Here is a 19,242-nt window from a genome sequence, read left to right on the forward strand (position 1 = left end):
GCGACCGCGTAGCGGGAGTGGTCGTCGATGAGCTGGAAGATCACACACGTGCGGCCACCGGTCAGCACGTACCCGGTGGCGTCGAGTTGCCAGCAGGCATTCGGGCATGGATAGACAAACCGCCGCCACGTCGAGCGGGGCTTCTTCTTCGGCTCCACACGAGCCACACCAGCCTCACGGAAGATGCGCGACAGCGCCGCCGTGGACGGAACCTCACCAAGGCCCATCGAGCGCATCTTCTCGTACACGCTGATCGGCCCGTGATCCAGACCGGAGGCCTCCAGCGCGGACCGCACGGCCACGGCGCGAGCTTTGACCTCAGCGCTCAGCGTCGACGGGCTCAATTTCGGTCGGCGTGTCCGAGGTTCGAGCACCGCGGCCGGCCCGTCCGCCATGGCCCGTTTACGTAACTCGTAGAACGACTTTCGAGATATCCCCTGCTCGGCGCAGAACGTCGAGACCGCCCCGCGAGGCGCGTCGTCGGGCCACTGGGCGATCGCCAGGCGGACACGAGGATCGATGGGTTCATTGACAGCCACCACCTGAGCTTCAAGGCAGAAGTGTCACCACCGAGACCCCTCAAAGTGTCACCGATGTCCTGATGCAGAACTGTCACCGATGTCTTGAGACATAACAGTTGCGCGGTGCTCAGATCCGGCATAGACTCGAACACAAGTTCGAAGCGAAGTGGCTCCCGCTCTCCAGGTGAGCCCGTGTCGGCGGCACTGAGCCGTCGAAAGGTTCGACGACCCTGACGAGGGTTGGTCTGAGCTGTGTTGCCCCTTATGGGGCGTGTGTGTGTTTGGCCTTGTCCGAAAGGTTGGGTCCCGGGATGGACGCCACCCATTTCAGTTCTTTCATTGATGCGCTGATCGATGATCTCGCACCGTCTGTTCCACCCGATGATGATGTCGGGCGGACGTTGTTTCATCTGCTGGAGTGTCCGCGGAAGGTGGTCGACGAGGCGGCGCTGTTGGCGGTGCTGACGGCCGCGGTGACCATCCGCAACCTCACTGATCATGTGATCGCCCAGGCCGTGGCGGCGGCGGAGCGTTTGGGGGTGCCTGCGCGCAAACGCCTGCGCAGCGGGGCGGATCTGCTCACCGCGCTGGGGATGTCGCCGGGTGCCGCGCAGCGCGCGGTGCGGGTGGGGCGCGCGGCGCCCGGTCTGCCGGCGTTGACGCGGTCGCAGCGTATGGGTGGGTTGGGCATCGAGTTCGTCGACGCGGTCGGTAAGGGTGTGGGCCATATCGAGCGCCGGGTCGAGCTGCCCGAGCAGGACCGGGCCACGGTGGTGCGCACGCTGATGATCCAGACCACCCCGGCTCAGGTGGACTCGAAGGCCCGCGCGATCGCCATCGACAAGACCGCGAGCCTGCCGCCGGAGCAGCGTGCGGTGCCGGTCGCCGAGGACACCGACCTCAACGAGATGACCCTGGTCCAGAACGGCGAGGGCCGATTCGAGGCCACGTTGGATCTGGACGTGGGGACCGGGGAGGAATTGTGTGCGGCGTTGGATCCGTTGTGCCGGCCGGTCCCGCTGCCGGATGGGTCCCCGGATCCCCGGTCGGTCGATAGACGCCGGGGTGATGCGATCGGGCAGATCTTGCGCACCTACTTGTCGCAGTCGACACGACCGATGTCCGGTGGGGTGCTGCCGCACGTCACGCTCATTCGCCCGGGGCAGCGCGGTGACGACAACGTGGATTCCCTCGGCTTCGGTGGGCCCGTCAGCGCGGCGACCGCCGATCTGATCGCGTGTGACTCCACGCTGACCTCGGTGGTCGTCGATCACACCGGGGTCCCACTCGATGTCGGGCGCAGCGAGCGACTGTTCACTCCTGCGATCCGTAAAGCGTTGGGGATACGGGACAAGGGCTGTGCGCATCCGGGGTGTGGGCGGCCGGTGTCGTGGTGCGACGCCCACCACATTCAACCCTGGGGCGCCGGGGGCGAGACAAGTCTGGACAACGGGGTGCTGCTCTGTCGACTACACCACACCCAGATCCACCACGGTGGTTGGCAGGTTTACCTCGGCCCCGATCGGCACCCCTGGTTCATCCCACCACACGACCCGACCGGACCCGAACCAGCGCACCTGCGCTCGCATGCCCGACGCACCATGACCGACCTACCGGTCGCCGCATAACCCAAAGCCTCAGTGCACCTTGAAAATTACACAGTGGGCCGGAGCCGGTGACCTCTAGAAGGTCTTGGCCAACCTGTCGGCAAGAATGGCGGCGAACCGAGCCGGATCGTCGAGCGACCCACCCTCGGCGAGAAGCGCTGTCCCGTACAGCAACTGGGCTGCGTCATCAAGGCCGTCTGCGGAGTCCGTGAGCGCTTGGCGCATCCCGGTGACGAGCGGATGGTCCGGGTTGAGCTCCAGGATGCGCTTGCCGACCGGCACGTCCTGGCCGGAGGCCTTGTACATGCGCGCCAGCTGCGGCGTGATGCCGAAGGTGTCGGTGATCAGGCAGGCCGGCGACGATGTCAATCGCGTCGACAGCCGGACCTCCTTCACATGCTCGTCGAGCGTCTCCTGCAACCAGGCGAGCAGATCGGCGAAATCGCCGTGCTCCGGCTTGTCCTCGTCGGTCGCACCGAGGTCGACCTCGCCCTTGGCCACCGACTGCAGTGCCTTGCCGTCGAACTCCGGCACGGTCTCGACCCACACCTCGTCGACCGGGTCGGTGAGCAGCAGCACCTCGTAGCCCTTGGCCTTGAAGGCCTCCAGATGCGGTGAGCGTTCCAGCAGCTGACGCGATTCACCTGTCGCGTAGAAGATCTGCTCCTGGTCGTCCTTCATCCGGCCCACGTAATCGGCCAGCGTGGTCGGGGTGTCCTCGGAGTGTGTCGAGGCGAACGACGACAGTCCCAGCAGGGTGTCGCGGTTGTCGGCGTCGGAGAGCAGGCCCTCCTTGAACGCGCGGCCGAACTGCGTCCAGAACGTGGCGTAGTCGTCCGGGCGGTTGGCCTGCAGGTCCTTGATCGCCGACAGCACCTTCTTGGTGAGGCTGCGTCGGATGACCTTGATCTGGCGATCCTGCTGCAGGATCTCACGGGACACGTTGAGCGACATGTCCTGTGCGTCGACGACACCCTTGACGAACCGCAGGTACTCGGGCATCAGCTCATCACAGTCGCCCATGATGAAGACGCGCTTGACATACAGCTGAACGCCGGTGTGCCCGTCACGGTTGAACAGGTCGAACGGCGCCTGCGAGGGGATGAACAGCAGTGCCTGGTACTCGAAGGTGCCCTCGGCCTTCATGGCGATGACATCGAGCGGCTCGTCCCACGCATGTGCGATGTGCCGGTAGAACTCCTTGTACTCCTCGTCGGAGACCTCGCTCTTGGACTTCGCCCACAGCGCGGTACGTGAGTTGATGGTCTCGGTCTCGGTCGTGACGGTGGGCTCCCCACCTTCCTCATCGGCCGGGACGGTCTTTTCGACCTCCATCCGGATCGGCCAGGAGATGAAGTCGGAGTATTTCTTGACCAGCTGCCGAATCTTCCACGCGGCGGTGTAGTCGTGCAGCTCGTCGTCGGCGTCCTCGGGCTTGAGGTGCAACGTCACCGATGTGCCCTGGGCGGCATCGTCGACAGTCGCGATGGTGTAGGTGCCGTCACCGCTGGACTCCCAACGGGTGGCGGTGCGCTCGCCGGCCTTGCGGGTCAGCAGATCCACCTTGTCGGCCACCATGAACGTCGAGTAGAAGCCGATGCCGAACTGACCGATGAGATCGTCGGCGTCACCGGCCTGCTTGGCCTCGCTCAGCTTGCGGCGCAGCTCGCCGGTGCCGGACTTGGCCAGCGTGCCGATCAGGTCGATGACCTCGTCACGGGACATGCCGATGCCGTTGTCACGGATTGTCAGCGTGCGGGCGGCCGCGTCCGTCTCGATGTCGATGTGCAGATCCGACGTGTCCACGTCGAGGTCCTTGTCCTGGTACGCCGCCAGGCGCAGCTTGTCCAGGGCATCGGAGGCGTTGGAGACCAACTCCCGCAGGAACGAGTCCTTGTTGGAGTAGATGGAGTGCACCATCAGCTGCAGCAGCTGACGGGCCTCGGCCTGGAATTCTCTCTGTTCGACCTGGTCGCTCACGGGGCCATAATAAAAACCCGCCGAATCAGCCGAACCGGACCCCCTGAGCCAGCGGCAACTCGGACGAGTAGTTGACGGTGTTGGTCGCCCGGCGCATATAGGCCTTCCACGAATCCGACCCGGATTCGCGGCCGCCGCCGGTCTCCTTCTCGCCGCCGAAGGCACCGCCGATCTCTGCGCCGGAGGTCCCGATGTTGACGTTGGCGATTCCGCAATCCGAGCCGTCGGCGGCCATGAACCGCTCCGCCTCGCGGATGTCGGTGGTGAAGACGGCCGACGAGAGACCCTGCGGGACGGCGTTGTTCAATGCGATCGCCTCGTCCAGGTCGTCGTAGGTCAGCACGTAGAGGATCGGGGCAAAGGTCTCGTCGTGCACCACCGCGGTCTGCGCCGGCATGCGCACCACGGCGGGGCGCACATAGTAGGAACCCTCGCCCAGGTCGACATGATCGCCGCCGATGATCTCGCCACCGTCGGCCTCGGCCCGCTGCAGCGCACCGACCATGTCCCGGTAGGACCGCTCGTGGATCAGCGGGCCGACCAGGGTGCCCTCGGCAGACGGGTCGCCGACCGGCAGGCTGCGGTAGGCGGTGGCGATCCGGTCGACCAGGGTGTCGGCGATGGAACTGTGCACGATGACGCGGCGCAAGGTGGTGCAGCGCTGCCCGGCGGTCCCGGCGGCGGAGAAGACGATGGCGCGCACGGCCAGGTCCAGATCGGCCGACGGGGTGACGATTGCGGCGTTGTTGCCGCCCAGTTCCAGCAGCACCTTGCCGAAGCGCGCGGCCACCCGCGGGCCCACCTCGCGGCCCATCCGCACCGATCCGGTGGCGCTGACCAGCGCGATCCGCGGATCGTCGACGAGTTGCTCACCGATCTCGCGGGCACCCTGCACCAGCCCGGCGACGCCGGCGGGCGCGCCCACCTCGGCGGCGGCGCGTTCGATGAGCGTCTGGCACGCGATCGCGGTCAACGGCGTCAGCTCGGAGGGCTTCCACACCACGGTGTCCCCGCAGACGAGCGCGACGGCGGTGTTCCACGCCCACACCGCGACCGGGAAGTTGAAGGCGGTGATGACGCCGACGACACCGAGCGGGTGCCAGGTCTCCATCAGCCGGTGGCCGGGTCGCTCGGAGGCGATGGTCTTGCCGTACAGCTGCCGCGACAGGCCGACGGCGAACTCGCAGATGTCGATCATCTCCTGCACCTCGCCCAGCGCCTCGGAGGTGATCTTGCCGGCCTCGACGGTGACCAGGGTGGCGAGCTCGGCCTTGTGCTCGGTGAGCAGCGCGCCGAGCCGGGCGACCAGGGCGCCGCGCACCGGGGCGGGGGTGGTGCGCCAGGTGGTGAAAGCCGCTGCCGCAGAGGCGATGACGGCCTCGGCGTCGGCCGGGCCGGTTTCGGGCACCGAGTAGAGCACATCGCCGGTGATCGGGCTGCTCGCGGGCAGCCCTTCGGCGCCGGAATCGCCGAGTTCGGTGGTGCAGCCCAGGGCGCCGAGCGCGGCGCGCACCCGGGCGCGCAGATCGTCGGCGGTCGGCAGGGCGGATGTGTGCGACGGATGGGTGACAGCGGTCATGAACACGCGACTTTCTCGTAGAGTTCGTAGGGGTCGTGAATCTGATGGCCGATCCGGTCGGCCATCCATTGTTGGCTGTAGTGCTGTTGGCTGTAGTGCGAATCGTCGGGGCGGTCGGCTGCCGGTGCGTCCCGGTTCAGGTTGGATCGGAAGATGCCGGCCGCCGATGCCGGCAGGAAGTCCTCGTAGACAACGGGTCTGGCCGGATCGCCGCCGTGATAGTAGGCCAGTCCGTCGGCGCACATCTGCGCGTCGGAGTCGGGGAAGTGCCTGCCCCACGCGGCGCCGGGATCGGGCTCGGCCATCGCGGCGTCATAGCGCGCGCGGCCCAGCGGGGTCAGCGCCACACCCCGCTGTTCCACCTCGCCGAACCGGACCCGCAGGGTCCCGTCCGACACGTGTCCGTCCGCAGCGCGGAACCGGCGGGGTTCGGCCAGCGCCCGGAAGGACGTCTGCCGCAACAGGACCTGCGGTCCGGTGACTGCCGGCGGACCCTGGATATCGTCGATCATGGTGATACCGCGGTCGGTCATCGCGCGGTGCAGAGCGTCGATATCGAGCACCCGCGGGGTGAGATGGTTGATGTGGGTGGTGCCGACCCCGGCGATATCGGCGGCCACCGCCGACACCGCGGACAACTCGTCGTACCAACCGCGGTCGATCGGTTCACGGGACAGCGCGAAGCAGGCGACCGCGGCGGCGACGAACTCGTCGGCCTCGTCGGCCGGGCAACCACCCGCGGCGGCGATCCGGCGTGCCGTGCCGATCAGTGCCGGATCGAACAGCCGGCGACGGGCCAGGAACGCCTCGACGCGACCGCGCAGGTCCGGGTCGAAGAATCGGGTGTCCGACGTCGCCAGCATGGACGTGAACACCCGGAACGGGTTGCGCGCCAACTCGTCCGGGTCGATCGGACGAAACGCCGTGGAGACCACCGGCACCGGGGACGCGGCGGTGCGCAGATCGTAGAAGCCCACCGGGTACATGCCGAACGCCGAGAACAGATCGGCCACATCGGCCAGTTCCTCGGCGGTACCGACCCGGACGGCGCCGTGGCGCTCGGCGGTGACGCGATCGAGCGAGCCCAACCGCTGTGCCTGCGGGTGCCGGTCGACATGGTCGGCGTTGATCTGCGCGCTGACCTGCACCAGGGTGTCGTAGGCCGGCACCTCCGAGCCGTACATCCGCGACAGCGCCGCGGCGAACTTCGCGCGCAGCTGCCAGGCGTGCGCGATTCCGCGGTCAGGCATGAGCGCTCCGATACAGTGCGCCCATGACCGACATCGAGCACCTCGACGAGATCGACCGCCTGTTGGTGCGCGAACTCGTCGCCGACGGGCGGGCGACGCTGGCGCACCTTGCCGCCACCGCCGGTCTGTCCGTCTCGGCGGTCCAGTCGCGGGTGCGGCGGCTGGAGTCACGCGAGGTCATCGTCGGGTACACCGCGCGGGTCAATCCCGAAACGGTCGGGCACATGCTGTCGGCGTTCGTGGCCATCACTCCTCTCGATCCCTCGCAGCCCGATGATGCTCCCTCGCGGCTCCGGCATATCGACGAAATCGAGTCATGCCATTCGGTGGCCGGTGACGAGAGCTACGTGCTGTTGGTGCGCGTCGCCTCGGCGCGGGCGCTGGAGGACCTGTTGCAACGGATCCGGACGGCCGCCAACGTTCGCACGCGAAGCACCATCATCCTACAGAGTTTTTACGAGGGTCGGGTACATCTACCGGAATAGTTCCGGCGTTCAACTGCATTAGCCGTAAGGATTGCGTTATGATGGCGCAATGACCGCTGTCTTGAATCCTGCCGCCCACGCCGTCACGGCCGATCAGGTGCACGATGTGCTGCGCGCGAGCCTGCTGACCGACGGGATGGACCTGGTGCTCGACCTGGACGCTTCGCGCGGCTCGGTGCTCGTCGACGCCCGCGACGGCCGGCGCTACCTGGACATGTTCACGTTCTTCGCCTCGTCGGCGCTGGGCATGAACCATCCGGCGCTGGCCGAGGACGCCGCCTTCCGCGCGGAGTTGGCGCAGGCCGCGGTCAACAAGCCCAGCAACTCCGACGTCTACAGCGTGCCGATGGCGCGGTTCGTGCAGACCTTCGCCCGGGTGCTCGGCGATCCGGCGCTGCCGCACCTGTTCTTCGTCGACGGCGGGGCGCTCGCCGTGGAGAACGCGTGCAAGGTGGCCTTCGACTGGAAGAGCCGGCACAACGAGGCCCGCGGCAGGGACCCGGAACTCGGAATCCGGGTGCTGCATCTGCGCGGTGCCTTCCACGGCCGCAGCGGCTACACGATGTCGCTGACCAACACCGATCCCAACAAGGTGGCCCGGTTCCCGAAGTTCGACTGGCCGCGCATCGACGCGCCGTATGTCAGCCCGGGGGCGGATACCGAAGCCCTGGAGGCCGAATCCCTGCGTCAGGCCCGCGCGGCGTTCGAGGCCCATCCGCATGACATCGCCTGCTTCATCGCCGAACCGGTGCAGGGCGAGGGCGGTGACCGGCACATGCGTCCGCAGTTCTTCGCGGCCATGCGCGAGCTGTGCGATGAGTTCGACGCCCTGCTGATCTTCGACGAGGTGCAGACGGGCTGCGGCATCACCGGCACGGCATGGGCTTACCAGCAGCTCGGCGTCACCCCGGACGTGGTGGCGTTCGGCAAGAAGACCCAGGTCTGCGGCGTGATGGCGGGCCGGCGTGTCGACGAGGTCGTCGACAACGTGTTCAGCGTCAGCTCCCGGATCAACTCGACCTGGGGCGGCAACCTCACCGATATGGTGCGCGCCCGGCGCATCCTGGAGGTCATCGAGTCCGAGCAGCTGTTCGACAATGCGGCGGTCGCCGGTCGGCATCTGCTCGACCGGTTGCGTTGGCTGGCAACTGAATTCCCCGACCGTGTGCTGGATCCCCGCGGCCGGGGCCTGATGTGTGCCTTCAGTCTGCCGTCGGCGGCGCAGCGCGACGAACTCGTCCGCAGACTGTGGGACCGCGGGGTGATCATGCTGGCCAGCGGCCCGGATTCGGTGCGGTTCCGGCCGGCGTTGACGGTCTCGCTCGCCGAATTGGACGCGGCCGTGGACGCGGTGCGCGACGTGCTGGCGGCCGGCTGATCAGCGCGCCGGCGCGGTCAGTTCGCGGATCAGCTTCTTCAGCCGCGGCAGGTCGGGCCCGCCGACCAGCGTGCAATCGTGCCGCTCGGCCAACGCGCGGGCGGCCGGCGTGAACCCGTTGTTGGTGACGACCATGGTGCGGGTGCAGTCCTGCATCGCGGCGCCGGCAACGACCTCCTGCACGGCGGCCGCGCCGACGGGTCGTGCGACGCGTTTGCACTGGATGGCCAGCCGGTCCGGACGCTTCCCGACGACCAGGTCGACGCCCCAGTCGCCGGTCACCGACGTCATGATCACCGATACGCCACACGAGCGGGCTATCCGCGCAACATAGTCCTCGAACTCGGTGCCCGACATCGCGTCGATCGGATTCTCGCCCGGGGCCGGGGTCCGCAGACCGGTGAGGACGTGGGGCGCCGCGGCCAGCAGCAGCGGGGTGAGCACCGCCGCCGACAACGCGACGGGACCGTCGGCGCCGCCGGACAGTGCCAGCCCGCCCGAGATGGCGCCGGTGACGGCGAAGGTCGTGATGCGCACCCGGGCATGGTACGAAGGGCTCCCGACATGCAACCAGGAGGTTGCATCAAAGCTCACGTGTGTGCAACTCTGTAGTTGCAGATAATCCCCGACGCCAGGAGGCGACATGACCACCCTCGAGATCACCCGCACCATCGATATCGCCGCATCGCCGGACAAGGTCTGGGCGGCGCTCACCGAGAAGGACCTGATCTCCCAATGGCTCGGCGACAGCGCCGAATTCGATGCCGTGCCCGGCGGAAAGGGCTACTTCGGCTGGTCCGGGCACGGCCGGTTCCGGCTGGTCGTCGAGCAGGTCGAGGCGCCGGCCCTGCTGGTGTACCGGTGGGCCCGGGACTCCGATACCGATCCGGTGCGCGGCAACTCGACCGTGGTGCGCTTCGAGCTGAACGCCATCGATATCGGCACCCGACTCTCGGTGTTGGAGAACGGATTCGAGGAGCTGAAGGATCCGGCGACGGCACACGCCGAGAACAGCGGTGGCTGGAAGGCCGAACTCGACGATCTGGTCCACTTCCTGGAGGGCTCGGCGTGACGGCCGAGCCACCCGTCATGCTCGCGGTGCTGGCCGACGAAACCCGCTGGCGCATACTGACCGAGCTGGGATCGGCCGATCTGTCCGCCAGCGCGCTGGCCACCCGGATGCCGGTCAGCAGACAGGCCATCGCCAAGCATCTGTCGGTGCTGTCCGGAGCCGGTCTGGTGGAGGCGGTACCCGCGGGCCGCGAGATCCGGTACCGGGCACTGGGTGCCAGATTGAGTGCGCTCGGTGCCGAGCTCACCGCAATCGGTCAGCAATGGGATCGTCGCCTTTTGGCTATCAAGCGCATCGCCGAAGAACTGGAGTAGCGTGCATAATTCGTCGTGAGATGACGGACGATGCGATCGACGAGCAACCGCCTGTCGGGCGTGGGCTCGTCGGGGGGACGCCCCAGCGCGTCGGTTGGTTCCGGTTCTACTTCGCCGATGAGCGATGGGAGTGGTCGGCCGAAGTCGAGCTGCTGCACGGGTACGAGCCGGGCACGGCACACCCCACCACCGACCTCGTGCTCGCCCACAAGCATCCCGACGATTACGGACAGGTCGCCGCCACGCTGGACGAAGTGCGCCGTACCGCAGCGGCTTTCAGCACGCGGCACCGGATCATCGACACCCGCGGCGACACCCACCACGTGGTGGTGGTCGCCGATCAACTGTTCGACGACGCGGGTGAGGCCGTCATCGGCACGCACGGGTTCTACGTCGATGTGACGCCGGTACGACACGCCGACGCGCGCCGTCAGCAGGCACGTGTCGACGAGGCCGTCGCCGAGTTCGCCGAGGCGCGCAGTGGCATCGAGCACGCCAAGGGCATGCTCATGCTGATCTACCGGGTGGGATCGGTCGCGGCCTTCGAATTGCTCCAGTGGCGCGCGCAGGCGACCGGCACCGAGCTGAGGGCCCTCAGTGAACAGATCGTCAAGGACTTCCTGGAACTGGACTATCAGGACCTGTTACCGCATCGCAGCGTGTACGACCGGTTACTGCTGACCGCCCATCTGCGCGTGGACCCCTGACGTTTGTCGTCGACCAACCTGGGCACCCAGTCGGCATGGGCAGGTCCTTGCGGCACGATGATCCCGAGACCCGGGCGGCGGCCCGGTTCGCGCTGATCTGCGGCGTGCTGGGCGTCGCCTTCCTCGTCGTCGCCGCGGTGGTGGCCGGCGGCTGCGACGGTGCCGTCACCGACTCCGCGGCATGTGGACGGCCGCAGCGAATCGTCTTGGGGCTCGGGGCGCCGGTGATCTTGTTCGGCGCCGGTGTGCGCGCCTTCCTGCGGACCTATCGGTTGTGGCGAACCGGTCGATCATGGTGGGCCTGGCAGGGTGCCGGCTGGTTCCTGATGTTGCTGATGCTGGTGGTGCTCACCATGGGGCTGCCGGCCATCGGCGGGTTCGGCTGATCGCGACCGCGAGTCGCCGGACAGGCCTACCCTGGCACATAGGCCCGGCAACGGACCGAAGGGATTCAGGAGGGTTGGCCATGAAAGGTCCCAAAGATCCTGTAGATCACACGCGCACGACGCGGACGCACGCCGGCGAATCCATGAAAGACAACGTGATCATGCCCGCGCTCATCGTCATCGGGGTGTCACTGGTGCTCTTTGTCGGCTGTCTGGCCGCCTTTGCCACCCGGCACCACGATGTCGGCCTGACGTTAGGCTCGTTGTCGGCGGCCGGGTTCGTGATCGGTGCGCTGTGGATGGCCGTGGAGCATCACCGCGTGCGCAGGCTGGAGCAACGCTGGTACGAGGCGCACCCCGAGGTGGTCCGCCAGCGCCCCGCCAGCTGATCGACGGGTAGACAACACGAAAAGGCCCAGCCCCGCGGGGGAGCCGGGCTGGGCCGGTTCGCGAAGAGCGCACCCCGGTCAGGGGCGCTGCTCGGCCTTTTGGCGCTGTTCTGCGGCGTCGGCGCCGGCGCGGGCCGAATCGGCCTCGGCTTCCTTCTTCGCCGCGTCGCGCTCGGCCTGGGCCTTGTCCTGTTGTGCCTCACCCTCGCGGGTCAGATCGTCACGGCCGGTGACCGTACCGACCGCTTCCTTGGTCTTGCCCTTGACGTCCTCGACGACGCCACTGAGTCCCTCTTGGGGACCGGTCTTCTTGTCCGTCATATCAACCCTTTCCGCTACCTGAGTGGATTGGTGATCGTGCGGGCGATCTGCCCGCAGATAATGGGTTGCCCGCCCGCCTCGGGCCCAAACAGCCGATAGCCGCATCGCAGTGCGCGTGCGCCGGACGTTTGACGTAACCGTCAGCCGGGTATCCCCGCGACGCAACAGCGCAAGCAATGGAGGCTCGGATGGGACGCGGACTCATCGGCACGGTGGTGCTGATCTGGTTGTTGATCGGGGTGTTCGCGGCATGGCAGCGCGACTACTTCGAGGGTGGAGAAACCAACTGTGCGACAGCGGGTTCCATAGCGCTGACAGTTGTCGCCGGGCCCCTCAACTACGCGGGGGTCAATCCTAAGGTGGCCGATTGCAAGCTGCCGCAGCCGAGTTCGATGGGAACGATGGAAGTGAGGGTGTCGTGATAGTTCTTGGTGCAATCCTGCTCGTCCTGGGATTCGTGCTGGACGTCTATCTGCTGTGGGTGGCCGGGATCATCCTGCTGGTGGCCGGGGCGGTGTTCTGGCTGCTGGGCTCGATCGGTCGACCCGTCGCGGGTAGGCGCGCCTGGTATTGATGTCCGGCGCTCGACATGGACCGACTGGAGCATGATCGGCGCTGGAACGAGGACGTCCGTAACGAGACGAGTGTGCAAAGGCTGGACCGTAACTGGTCCAGCCTTTTGCAGGAATTGCGGGTGGTGCAGACCGGCGTGCAGTTGCTCACCGGCCTGCTGTTGACCCTGCCGTTCCATGACGGCTTCGAGGATCTGCGCGGTGAACTGCGCATGGTGTACCTGTGGACGGTCTCGTGTTCGATCGCGGCAACGGTGCTGTTGATCGCGCCGATCGGCATCCACCGCCTGATGTTCCGCAGGCACCGGCTGGACGTGGTCGTCCAGACGGCTCACCAACTGGCCTATGCGGGCATCCTGCTGCTCGCCCTCACCCTTGCCGGGGTGATGGTGCTGATCTTCGGCGCCGTGCTGGATGTGGAAGCCGGTGTACTGGCCGGCCTGATCACCGCCCTGGGCATCGTGGGCTTCTGGATCGCCTTCCCGCTGATCCTGCGGGCCCGCTCGCAGGACTGAGGTGCGCGTTTGTCCGACTGTCGGCTCGGGTATGCCGAGGCCATGACCACTTTCGGATACACCCTCATGACCGAGCAGGCCGGACCGAAAGACCTTGTGCGGCATGCAGTGTCGGCCGAGCAGGTCGGATTCGACTTCGAGGTCTGCAGTGACCACTTCACTCCCTGGCTGACCAGTCAGGGACACGCCCCCAATGCGTGGGCGGTGCTGGGCGCGGTCGCGCAGATGACATCGCGGGTGGGGCTCTACTCATTTGTCACCTGTCCCACCATGCGGTATCACCCGGCGTTGGTGGCCCAGCAGGCCGCGACCGTGCAACTGTTGGCCGACGGGCGCTTCACGCTCGGTGTCGGTAGCGGGGAGAACCTCAACGAACATGTCGTCGGTGCGGGCTGGCCCGCCGCACCGCGCCGGCTGGAGATGCTGGCCGAGGCCATCAAGGTGATCCGCGAACTGTTCAGCGGCGATCTGGTGGACTTCCACGGCGAGTACTTCGCGGTCGATTCGGCCCGGATCTGGGACGTCCCGGACGACCCGGTCGGCATCGCGGTGTCCATCACCGGCGAGCGGTCGATGGACATGCTGGCGGTGCTGGCCGACCATCTGATCAACACCGCGCCCGACGGCGAGGTGGTGCAGAACTGGCAGCGCATCCGCCAACCCATGGGTGTGCCGGAGGGCCGTGTCATCGGCCAGCTACCGGTGTGCTGGGATCCCGACCGTGAGGCCGCTGTCGCCCGCGCCCATGACCAGTTCCGCTGGTTCGCCGGCGGCTGGTCGGTCAACGCGGACCTGCCGACGCCGGCCGGGTTCGCCGCGGCCAGCCAGTTCGTCCGGCCCGAGGATGTGGCGTCCTCGATACCGTGCGGCCCGGACCTCGACCCGATCATCCAGGCCGTGGGGGAGTACCGCGACGCGGGCTTCACCGATGTGGCCTTGATCCAGGTCGGCGGCGACTCGCAGGACCAGTTCCTGGCCGAGGCGGCCGCGCCGCTGCTGGCCGCCCTGCGCTCCGAGTTCGGCTGAGCCTGGCTCAGAGCGGACGCAGCAGCGAGGTGTCACCATCGGCCCAGCACTTCACCATGTGCTCGGCCAGTCTGCCCTCGACGACATCGCGGGCCCGGATACCGAACACGACATCGCCCTCAAGGTCCGGCTCGGTGCTCAGCAGGTGATCGACGACCTGCCCGCGGCCTGGCGCAGCGTAGGCGCGTTCGGCGTAGAAGTCGGCGCACTGCGGCGGTGCATCCAGGCGCCGCAGCGCTTGCACCAGCCGCCGGTCGACGGCACGCGTGGTGATCTCGGTGGCCGAAAGATGACCCAGCGCGGCCCCACGCATGCTGCGGTGCAGCCCGAACATCGACATCAGGTTGACGACGGCCAGCGACTCGGCGGGCACAGTGTGCAGGTAGGCCAAGTATCCGTCGTCGAGACCGGCGGCCGCCATCACCTGGGTGTACGGCCGTCGGTGCAGGTGTGCGTAATGCACTTCGGCCAGCGCCGCCTTCGGTGCGGCCGTGAGGCGCGGCAGCACCCAGGCCTGAGCGTCGGCGGCCTTGAGGTGATACGGCGAGCGATGCACGAGGTACTCGCACATCTGCTGCCGGCTGCCGATGCTGCACAGGAAATGCGCGGGGCTCTCGTGCGGTGAATCGTGCTCCGGATCATCCGGCGGTTCACCGGCCAGCCGGCACAGCTCGGCCGGTGCCGAGACATCGCTGATATCGCCGACGCAATGGCGCAGATGGTCGCAGAACACCCGCTCCAAGCGTCCGCGCAAGCCGATCAGGTCGGGGTCGGATTCCCAATCCGGGTCGGTGCCGGCGAAGCCGCGACAGGACAGTTCGTAGGTGACGAACAGCGCCAGTTGCACGTCACGGCCCATCGGGTCGGCGCGATCGGGTCTCACCCGGGTCAGATCCTGCACCCGGCCGGACAGCTGCGCGATCAGCGCCGCCGATATCGGGCCGGCCGGGGCAGGAAGTGGGGGTGAGACACCCATAGGTATCAGATCTTGCTACGCACCCGGCGCCATCCCGACGAGACCTGGTCACTGCCCTGCTCGATGGCGGTCTCGGCGAGCTCGGCACCGCGCCGGCGCGCCTCAGCGGCCAACGGCGCGCTCTTCTCGGCGGCCCGCTCCAGTGCAGCGGAACTGCGCTCCAATGCGGCGGAACTGCGGTCGAGCGCCGTCTCGGCGAGTTCGGCACTGCGCTTGCGCGCCTTTTTGGCGATCGGTGCGCTTCTCTCGGCACCCTTGTGCAGCGCGGCGGCGCTGCGGTCGTAGGCGGTGCCCAGCGAGTCGTAGGCGGTCTCCAGCGCCGACGTCGCAAGCGGCACACCGCGTTCGCGGGCGGCGTCGGCCAGACCGCGACCGCGCTCCACACCGACATGCACACCGTGGCCCAACTTCTCGGCCAGCTCGGAGTCCAGCACGCTGTCACTCGAAGATGGCATCCGCTCGGACACCGCCTGTGCGACACGGCGACCGGCGCGCCGGCCGCGCCATCCGAGTGAGGGCTTGCCTGCGGTGTCGGCCGACGCCAGCACCAGTCCGCCGATCAGACTCAGGTCGGTCAGGAACGCGCGGCGCTTCTCGGCCTTGGCGACGGGATCGGTTTCTTCCCAGAACATGTGCTTACCGAGATTGGCGGGAATGACCGTGGCGGCCAACAGTCCGGCGGCCACCCGGGGAACCTTGCCGGTGGCCAGCAGCACACCACCGCCGATCTGGACGGCGGCGTTGATACGTGCCACGGTGACCGCATTGTCGGGCACCTTCGCAGCGACCGGTTCGGGCAGCGACTGCAATCCGTCCAGGGTGGGCTGGACGACCTCAGCGGCCGGCTTCACATCCCTGAGGGCTTCGATGCCCTGTCCGATGAAAGCGGCCGACAACAACGGGCGGGCTATTCTGCGTACCAACATGACCCGGGTGTTCCCACCGTGACGGTGATGCAAACACCCCCTCGGCCCCAGTGCCATTCGCGCCGTCGGTGCCGGTCCTCACCGCTCGTCGTCGTCCAGGCCCGTCCCGGCGTCGATCGATTGTTCCTGCCAGTCCGCGGCGGGCGCCTCCAACGGCGGGCTGTCCAACGACGATCCGGCCGTCGTGGCGGCCTCCTCATCGGGCACCTGTTCGGTGGCATCACGGGACTGTTCCACGGCATCGGCGACCGGAACTTCGGGGGGTACAGGTTCACTGGTCATATCGGCGGAATACCCATGGCGCGCAGCGGGAAACGCCGCTCGGCCAAGGATTGCTGCGAGGTTTGGCGCCGTCCGATGCAGGGGTACCGGCATGCACCATGCGATATCAAAGCCATCATCTGACCGGGCATGAACCATGCCAGCGTGTTGTCGGGAACTCGGACACCCTGCGGGTCGGGGGTGGTTCCGTTGGTTAGCGGTGGACCGGCGTGGGGTAACCTCCGAGCGGACATGCCGGGAGGTCATATGGTGCAGCAGGAAACGGGCGCGCATGAAGCGGCCGCCGAGGGTGATCGATCGGTAGAGCTTCGGGTCGCCGCCAGCTTGGAGAATCTGGCGGTGCTGCGCGTCCTGATCGCCGCGGCCGCGACCTTCGAGGATCTGGACTTCGACGCCGTCTCCGATCTGCGACTCGCCGTCGACGAGGCCTGCACCAGGCTGGTGAAGGCTGCGGTGCCCGGGTCGACACTGACCGTCACCATCAAGCCCCGCGAGGACGCGCTGGTGATCCAGGCCTCGGCCACCTGCAGCAGCGACGAGGACGACGTCGTGGCACCGGGCAGCTTCAGTTGGCACGTGCTGAGCTCCCTGACCGACGAGGTCAGCACCTTCGTCAACGGGCAGCACGCCGACACCGGGAGGATCTTCGGTATCTCCCTCACTGCACGGCGAGCGAGTCTTCTGCAGTGAACTCGGAATACGCCGACGTCATCGAGATGTTTCGCGTACTCGGCGAACTGCGCGACGGCTCGGCAGAGCACGAGCGTCAGCGCGAACGGATCGTGACCCGCTGCCTTCCGCTGGCCGATCACATCGCGCGCCGGTTCGAGGGCCGCGGCGAGGCACGAGATGATCTGGTCCAGGTGGCCCGCGTCGGTCTGGTCAACGCGGTGAACCGGTTCGACGTGGACGCCGGATCGGATTTCGCGTCCTACGCGGTGCCGACCATCATGGGCGAGGTCCGCAGGCACTTCCGGGACAACGGTTGGTCGGTGAAGGTGCCGCGCCGGCTGAAGGAACTGCACCTGCGCCTGGGCGCCGCGACCGCCGAGATGTCACAGCGGCTGGGGCGCGCGCCGACGCCGTCGGAACTGGCCGCCGAACTCGACATGGACCGCCAGGAGGTCGTCGAGGGCTTGATCGCCGGCAGTTCGTACAACACGTTGTCCATCGACAGCGGCGGTTCCGGCGATGACGAGGCACCGGCCATCGCCGATACGCTCGGGTCACCGGACAACGCGCTGGATCAGATCGAGAACCGCGAGGCGCTGCGCCCGCTGTTGTCGAAGCTGCCCGAGCGCGAGCGGACCGTACTGATCCTGCGGTTTTTCGAGTCGATGACGCAGTCGCAGATCGCCGAGCGGGTCGGCATATCGCAGATGCACGTCTCGCGTCTGCTGGCCCGGTCGCTAGCGCGGCTTCGCGACGAGTTGCAGTAGCCGCGGCGGCTGTCCGTTCACCCGGATCACGGCGTCATCGAGGTGCGCCGCGGTCGGCAGCGCGCCGTCGGGATCGCAGATCCGCAGCACCCGGCTGACCGCCGCGCTGGGCAGCAGCACCCAGCGCGCACCCTTGCCCGCCGCCGCCACGCTGACCGTGTGCAGCATCGAAAAGGCCTCGGTGCCAAAGAATTCGATGGCCGAGAGGTCAAGGATCAACTGATCGGTGTGGGCCAGGTGCTGTTGGACGAAGTTGCTGAACGGCCGGGCGTTGGCGGCGTCGAGTTCGCCGTGCACGCACACCACCATTGCCGCCGGCGGGTGGTGGCGGACCGCGAAGGCGGCGGTGCCGGGCGCCGGATGCGGCGTCGACGCCGAGCAGGCGGTGGATTCCGGAGAGGACATGGCGGGCTCCATCAGTCGGGCGTGTCACCGGCTGTGAACTCAACCTGATCCGACCCTACGCCTGTTTTCGCTGCGCAAACAGCCTCCCGGTGAACAGCGGGGCGCCGGATGTCGTCAGACTTGAGCCATGACACCGGATCGCCGACCGGAGGGTGCCGCCGCGGTGGTGCTGGCCGCGGGTGCGGGCAGCCGGTACGGCATGCCCAAAGTCCTTGCCGAAGAAGGTGATTGGCTCCGGCGCGCAGTGCAGGCGGCGGTCGGTGGCGGCTGCGATGAGGTGGTGGTGGTGCTCGGTGCCGCCGCCGGTGACGAGGTCGCGCCACCGCCGCCCGCGCGCGCCGTGTACGCCACCGGCTGGCGCGACGGCCTGTCGGCCTCGTTGCGGGCCGGGCTGGGCGAGCTTTCCGGTGCCGACGCCGGGTACGTCGTGATCCAGCTGGTCGACACCCCCGATGTCGACGCCGCGGTGGTGGCACGCGTGCTGGCCATGGCGCGTGCCACGCCGTCGGGACTGGCCCGAGCGATGTTCGCGGGCACGCCCGGGCATCCCGTCGTCATCGCCCGCAGGCATTGGGCGGCCCTGCTGGTTCGGTTGCACGGTGACGTCGGGGCGGGTCCGTTCCTGCGCGGGCGCGACGACGTCGTCGAGGTGGAATGCGGTGATCTGGCGACGGGCGCCGATATCGACGAGCGTTAGCGACCCGTCAGGTGTGCACCTGCAGGCCGAGCACCGCCGCGGCGTAGCGGCGCACGGTGTCCTCGGAGATGGCGGCCACATCCTCGAAACCGGGTCGGGCCCGGCTGGACAGGTATCCCGAGACCGGGTCCAGGGCGATCTCGGCGAGCATCTCCCCGGTGGTCGGCTCGCAGACCGCCCAGGTGTAGCGGGTGTCGTCGGCCCAGCCGTCGGCGGCGTCGTGGACATAGTCCAGGTCGTCCTCGCCCAGGTCGGTCAGCGCCGGCCGGTCGTCGACGCGGTCATCGCAGCGCAGCCCGCGCAGGTACCACTGGCCGTTGTTGATCTCGACGGGTTCCATCTACACCTCCGCAGAAATGCCGAATGGCCACTTATCGCACAGGATTCGCAAGAATCCGTGCCATAAGTGGCCACT

Annotated in this window: 25 protein-coding genes and 1 pseudogene; 15 read left to right on the forward strand and 11 right to left on the reverse strand. The window is 67.7% G+C overall.

The annotated features are described in order from the left end of the window. Positions 1-542 (reverse strand): annotated as a pseudogene (locus ACWDUN_RS20590) (IS481 family transposase); the annotation flags it as partial. Positions 543-832: 290 nt separating this feature from the next. Between ACWDUN_RS20590 and ACWDUN_RS20595 the strand changes: the two are divergent. Further along, positions 833-2,149: a DUF222 domain-containing protein gene (locus ACWDUN_RS20595; RefSeq protein ID WP_449931861.1), complete on the forward strand. Its 1,317-nt coding sequence runs from the start codon at positions 833-835 to the stop codon at positions 2,147-2,149. Positions 2,150-2,203: 54 nt separating this feature from the next. On the opposite strand, the gene htpG is transcribed toward ACWDUN_RS20595, so the two are convergent. From htpG to hglS, 3 genes are read right to left on the reverse strand one after another with little or no spacing between them, the layout of a single operon-like run. Next, positions 2,204-4,108, reverse strand: a complete 1,905-nt coding sequence (gene htpG / locus ACWDUN_RS20600; protein WP_449931862.1) for a molecular chaperone HtpG — start codon at positions 4,106-4,108, stop codon at positions 2,204-2,206. A 25-nt stretch (positions 4,109-4,133) separates the two neighbouring features. Then, a complete protein-coding gene (gene amaB, locus ACWDUN_RS20605; protein ID WP_449931863.1) occupies positions 4,134-5,687 on the reverse strand; it encodes an L-piperidine-6-carboxylate dehydrogenase in 1,554 nt (517 codons plus the stop codon). Continuing rightward, positions 5,684-6,937: a 2-oxoadipate dioxygenase/decarboxylase gene (gene hglS / locus ACWDUN_RS20610; RefSeq protein ID WP_449931864.1), complete on the reverse strand. Its 1,254-nt coding sequence runs from the start codon at positions 6,935-6,937 to the stop codon at positions 5,684-5,686. Before hglS ends, amaB begins: the two co-directional genes overlap by 4 nt. Positions 6,938-6,960: 23 nt before the next feature. Here hglS and ACWDUN_RS20615 point away from each other — a divergent pair, with 23 nt between their 5' ends. Continuing rightward, entirely contained in the window at positions 6,961-7,422 is a 462-nt protein-coding gene (locus tag ACWDUN_RS20615; RefSeq protein WP_449931865.1) for an Lrp/AsnC family transcriptional regulator, read from the forward strand. A 49-nt stretch (positions 7,423-7,471) separates the two neighbouring features. Continuing rightward, entirely contained in the window at positions 7,472-8,800 is a 1,329-nt protein-coding gene (lat, locus tag ACWDUN_RS20620) for an L-lysine 6-transaminase (RefSeq protein WP_449931866.1), read from the forward strand. Here lat and ACWDUN_RS20625 read toward each other — a convergent pair whose 3' ends face one another. Then, on the reverse strand, positions 8,801-9,337 hold the full coding sequence (locus tag ACWDUN_RS20625) for a restriction endonuclease (RefSeq protein ID WP_449931867.1): 537 nt from the start codon (positions 9,335-9,337) through the stop codon (positions 8,801-8,803). It abuts the gene before it with no gap. A 106-nt stretch (positions 9,338-9,443) separates the two neighbouring features. Between ACWDUN_RS20625 and ACWDUN_RS20630 the strand changes: the two genes are divergently transcribed. From ACWDUN_RS20630 to usfY, 5 genes are all read left to right on the forward strand, one after another. Continuing rightward, positions 9,444-9,872: an SRPBCC domain-containing protein gene (locus tag ACWDUN_RS20630; protein ID WP_449931868.1), complete on the forward strand. Its 429-nt coding sequence runs from the start codon at positions 9,444-9,446 to the stop codon at positions 9,870-9,872. A gap of 17 nt (positions 9,873-9,889) precedes the next feature. Continuing rightward, positions 9,890-10,186, forward strand: coding sequence for an ArsR/SmtB family transcription factor (locus ACWDUN_RS20635; protein WP_449932039.1), 297 nt, complete (start codon positions 9,890-9,892; stop codon positions 10,184-10,186). 20 nt (positions 10,187-10,206) lie between these two features. Beyond that, a complete protein-coding gene (locus ACWDUN_RS20640) occupies positions 10,207-10,893 on the forward strand; it encodes a PAS and ANTAR domain-containing protein (protein ID WP_449931869.1) in 687 nt (228 codons plus the stop codon). 35 nt (positions 10,894-10,928) lie between these two features. Beyond that, positions 10,929-11,279: a hypothetical protein gene (locus tag ACWDUN_RS20645; protein ID WP_449931870.1), complete on the forward strand. Its 351-nt coding sequence runs from the start codon at positions 10,929-10,931 to the stop codon at positions 11,277-11,279. 80 nt (positions 11,280-11,359) lie between these two features. Then, positions 11,360-11,668: a protein UsfY gene (gene usfY, locus ACWDUN_RS20650; RefSeq protein WP_449931871.1), complete on the forward strand. Its 309-nt coding sequence runs from the start codon at positions 11,360-11,362 to the stop codon at positions 11,666-11,668. 78 nt (positions 11,669-11,746) lie between these two features. Here the strand turns inward: usfY and mbp1 are convergent, their stop codons facing one another. Beyond that, entirely contained in the window at positions 11,747-11,989 is a 243-nt protein-coding gene (gene mbp1, locus ACWDUN_RS20655) for a microaggregate-binding protein 1 (RefSeq protein ID WP_449931872.1), read from the reverse strand. 176 nt (positions 11,990-12,165) lie between these two features. Between mbp1 and ACWDUN_RS20660 the strand changes: the two genes are divergently transcribed. The 4 genes from ACWDUN_RS20660 to ACWDUN_RS20675 are packed head-to-tail and all read left to right on the forward strand — an operon-like array spanning position 12,166 to position 14,102. Next, entirely contained in the window at positions 12,166-12,411 is a 246-nt protein-coding gene (locus ACWDUN_RS20660) for a hypothetical protein (RefSeq protein WP_449931873.1), read from the forward strand. Further along, entirely contained in the window at positions 12,408-12,563 is a 156-nt protein-coding gene (locus tag ACWDUN_RS20665) for a DUF6131 family protein (RefSeq protein ID WP_449931874.1), read from the forward strand. Before ACWDUN_RS20660 ends, ACWDUN_RS20665 begins: the two co-directional genes overlap by 4 nt. A gap of 15 nt (positions 12,564-12,578) precedes the next feature. After that, entirely contained in the window at positions 12,579-13,076 is a 498-nt protein-coding gene (locus tag ACWDUN_RS20670; RefSeq protein ID WP_449931875.1) for a DUF6328 family protein, read from the forward strand. 42 nt (positions 13,077-13,118) lie between these two features. Then, positions 13,119-14,102 (forward strand): LLM class F420-dependent oxidoreductase, encoded by a 984-nt coding sequence (locus tag ACWDUN_RS20675; protein WP_449931876.1) that lies wholly within the window; start codon positions 13,119-13,121, stop codon positions 14,100-14,102. Positions 14,103-14,109: 7 nt separating this feature from the next. Here the strand turns inward: ACWDUN_RS20675 and ACWDUN_RS20680 are convergent, their stop codons facing one another. The 3 genes from ACWDUN_RS20680 to ACWDUN_RS20690 all read right to left on the reverse strand — a co-directional run bounded on the left by ACWDUN_RS20680 (position 14,110) and on the right by ACWDUN_RS20690 (position 16,286). Continuing rightward, positions 14,110-15,078, reverse strand: a complete 969-nt coding sequence (locus tag ACWDUN_RS20680) for an iron-containing redox enzyme family protein (RefSeq protein WP_449931877.1) — start codon at positions 15,076-15,078, stop codon at positions 14,110-14,112. Positions 15,079-15,083: 5 nt separating this feature from the next. Next, positions 15,084-16,004 (reverse strand): DoxX family protein, encoded by a 921-nt coding sequence (locus tag ACWDUN_RS20685; protein ID WP_449931878.1) that lies wholly within the window; start codon positions 16,002-16,004, stop codon positions 15,084-15,086. Positions 16,005-16,082: 78 nt separating this feature from the next. After that, entirely contained in the window at positions 16,083-16,286 is a 204-nt protein-coding gene (locus tag ACWDUN_RS20690) for a hypothetical protein (protein WP_449931879.1), read from the reverse strand. Positions 16,287-16,532: 246 nt separating this feature from the next. Between ACWDUN_RS20690 and ACWDUN_RS20695 the strand changes: the two genes are divergently transcribed. Beyond that, complete coding sequence (locus ACWDUN_RS20695; protein ID WP_449931880.1) at positions 16,533-16,976, forward strand: ATP-binding protein; 444 nt, start codon at positions 16,533-16,535, stop codon at positions 16,974-16,976. 26 nt (positions 16,977-17,002) lie between these two features. Continuing rightward, the gene (locus ACWDUN_RS20700; protein ID WP_449932040.1) at positions 17,003-17,725 is read left to right on the forward strand and encodes a SigB/SigF/SigG family RNA polymerase sigma factor; all 723 of its coding nucleotides are present in this window, start codon (positions 17,003-17,005) and stop codon (positions 17,723-17,725) included. Here ACWDUN_RS20700 and ACWDUN_RS20705 read toward each other — a convergent pair. Beyond that, positions 17,696-18,130 carry an STAS domain-containing protein gene (locus ACWDUN_RS20705; RefSeq protein WP_449931881.1) on the reverse strand — a complete coding sequence of 145 codons (435 nt, stop codon included), beginning with the start codon at positions 18,128-18,130 and terminating at the stop codon, positions 17,696-17,698. The genes ACWDUN_RS20700 and ACWDUN_RS20705 overlap by 30 nt on opposite strands. A 127-nt stretch (positions 18,131-18,257) precedes the next feature. Between ACWDUN_RS20705 and ACWDUN_RS20710 the strand changes: the two genes are divergently transcribed. Beyond that, positions 18,258-18,827 (forward strand): nucleotidyltransferase family protein, encoded by a 570-nt coding sequence (locus ACWDUN_RS20710; protein ID WP_449931882.1) that lies wholly within the window; start codon positions 18,258-18,260, stop codon positions 18,825-18,827. A 7-nt stretch (positions 18,828-18,834) separates the two neighbouring features. On the opposite strand, the gene ACWDUN_RS20715 is transcribed toward ACWDUN_RS20710, so the two are convergent. Beyond that, complete coding sequence (locus ACWDUN_RS20715) at positions 18,835-19,167, reverse strand: hypothetical protein (RefSeq protein WP_449931883.1); 333 nt, start codon at positions 19,165-19,167, stop codon at positions 18,835-18,837. Positions 19,168-19,242: the final 75 nt, after the last annotated feature.

This window comes from Mycobacterium sp. NPDC003323, from assembly GCF_053589535.1.

Excerpts from the sequence above, each read along its gene's own strand:
- ACWDUN_RS20595 (WP_449931861.1), top strand. The coding sequence starts at position 833 with ATGGACGCCACCCATTTCAGTTCTTTCATTGATGCGCTGATCGATGAT.
- ACWDUN_RS20675 (WP_449931876.1), top strand. The coding sequence starts at position 13,119 with ATGACCACTTTCGGATACACCCTCATGACCGAGCAGGCCGGACCGAAA.
- ACWDUN_RS20685 (WP_449931878.1), bottom strand. The coding sequence starts at position 16,004 with ATGTTGGTACGCAGAATAGCCCGCCCGTTGTTGTCGGCCGCTTTCATC.
- amaB (WP_449931863.1), bottom strand. The coding sequence starts at position 5,687 with ATGACCGCTGTCACCCATCCGTCGCACACATCCGCCCTGCCGACCGCC.
- ACWDUN_RS20630 (WP_449931868.1), top strand. The coding sequence starts at position 9,444 with ATGACCACCCTCGAGATCACCCGCACCATCGATATCGCCGCATCGCCG.
- usfY (WP_449931871.1), top strand. The coding sequence starts at position 11,360 with ATGAAAGGTCCCAAAGATCCTGTAGATCACACGCGCACGACGCGGACG.
- lat (WP_449931866.1), top strand. The coding sequence starts at position 7,472 with ATGACCGCTGTCTTGAATCCTGCCGCCCACGCCGTCACGGCCGATCAG.
- hglS (WP_449931864.1), bottom strand. The coding sequence starts at position 6,937 with ATGCCTGACCGCGGAATCGCGCACGCCTGGCAGCTGCGCGCGAAGTTC.
- ACWDUN_RS20715 (WP_449931883.1), bottom strand. The coding sequence starts at position 19,167 with ATGGAACCCGTCGAGATCAACAACGGCCAGTGGTACCTGCGCGGGCTG.
- ACWDUN_RS20640 (WP_449931869.1), top strand. The coding sequence starts at position 10,207 with ATGACGGACGATGCGATCGACGAGCAACCGCCTGTCGGGCGTGGGCTC.
- ACWDUN_RS20615 (WP_449931865.1), top strand. The coding sequence starts at position 6,961 with ATGACCGACATCGAGCACCTCGACGAGATCGACCGCCTGTTGGTGCGC.
- ACWDUN_RS20670 (WP_449931875.1), top strand. The coding sequence starts at position 12,579 with ATGGACCGACTGGAGCATGATCGGCGCTGGAACGAGGACGTCCGTAAC.
- ACWDUN_RS20690 (WP_449931879.1), bottom strand. The coding sequence starts at position 16,286 with ATGACCAGTGAACCTGTACCCCCCGAAGTTCCGGTCGCCGATGCCGTG.
- ACWDUN_RS20645 (WP_449931870.1), top strand. The coding sequence starts at position 10,929 with ATGGGCAGGTCCTTGCGGCACGATGATCCCGAGACCCGGGCGGCGGCC.
- ACWDUN_RS20700 (WP_449932040.1), top strand. The coding sequence starts at position 17,003 with ATGTTTCGCGTACTCGGCGAACTGCGCGACGGCTCGGCAGAGCACGAG.
- ACWDUN_RS20680 (WP_449931877.1), bottom strand. The coding sequence starts at position 15,078 with ATGGGTGTCTCACCCCCACTTCCTGCCCCGGCCGGCCCGATATCGGCG.
- ACWDUN_RS20695 (WP_449931880.1), top strand. The coding sequence starts at position 16,533 with ATGGTGCAGCAGGAAACGGGCGCGCATGAAGCGGCCGCCGAGGGTGAT.
- ACWDUN_RS20710 (WP_449931882.1), top strand. The coding sequence starts at position 18,258 with ATGACACCGGATCGCCGACCGGAGGGTGCCGCCGCGGTGGTGCTGGCC.
- ACWDUN_RS20660 (WP_449931873.1), top strand. The coding sequence starts at position 12,166 with ATGGAGGCTCGGATGGGACGCGGACTCATCGGCACGGTGGTGCTGATC.
- mbp1 (WP_449931872.1), bottom strand. The coding sequence starts at position 11,989 with ATGACGGACAAGAAGACCGGTCCCCAAGAGGGACTCAGTGGCGTCGTC.
- ACWDUN_RS20635 (WP_449932039.1), top strand. The coding sequence starts at position 9,890 with ATGCTCGCGGTGCTGGCCGACGAAACCCGCTGGCGCATACTGACCGAG.
- ACWDUN_RS20705 (WP_449931881.1), bottom strand. The coding sequence starts at position 18,130 with ATGTCCTCTCCGGAATCCACCGCCTGCTCGGCGTCGACGCCGCATCCG.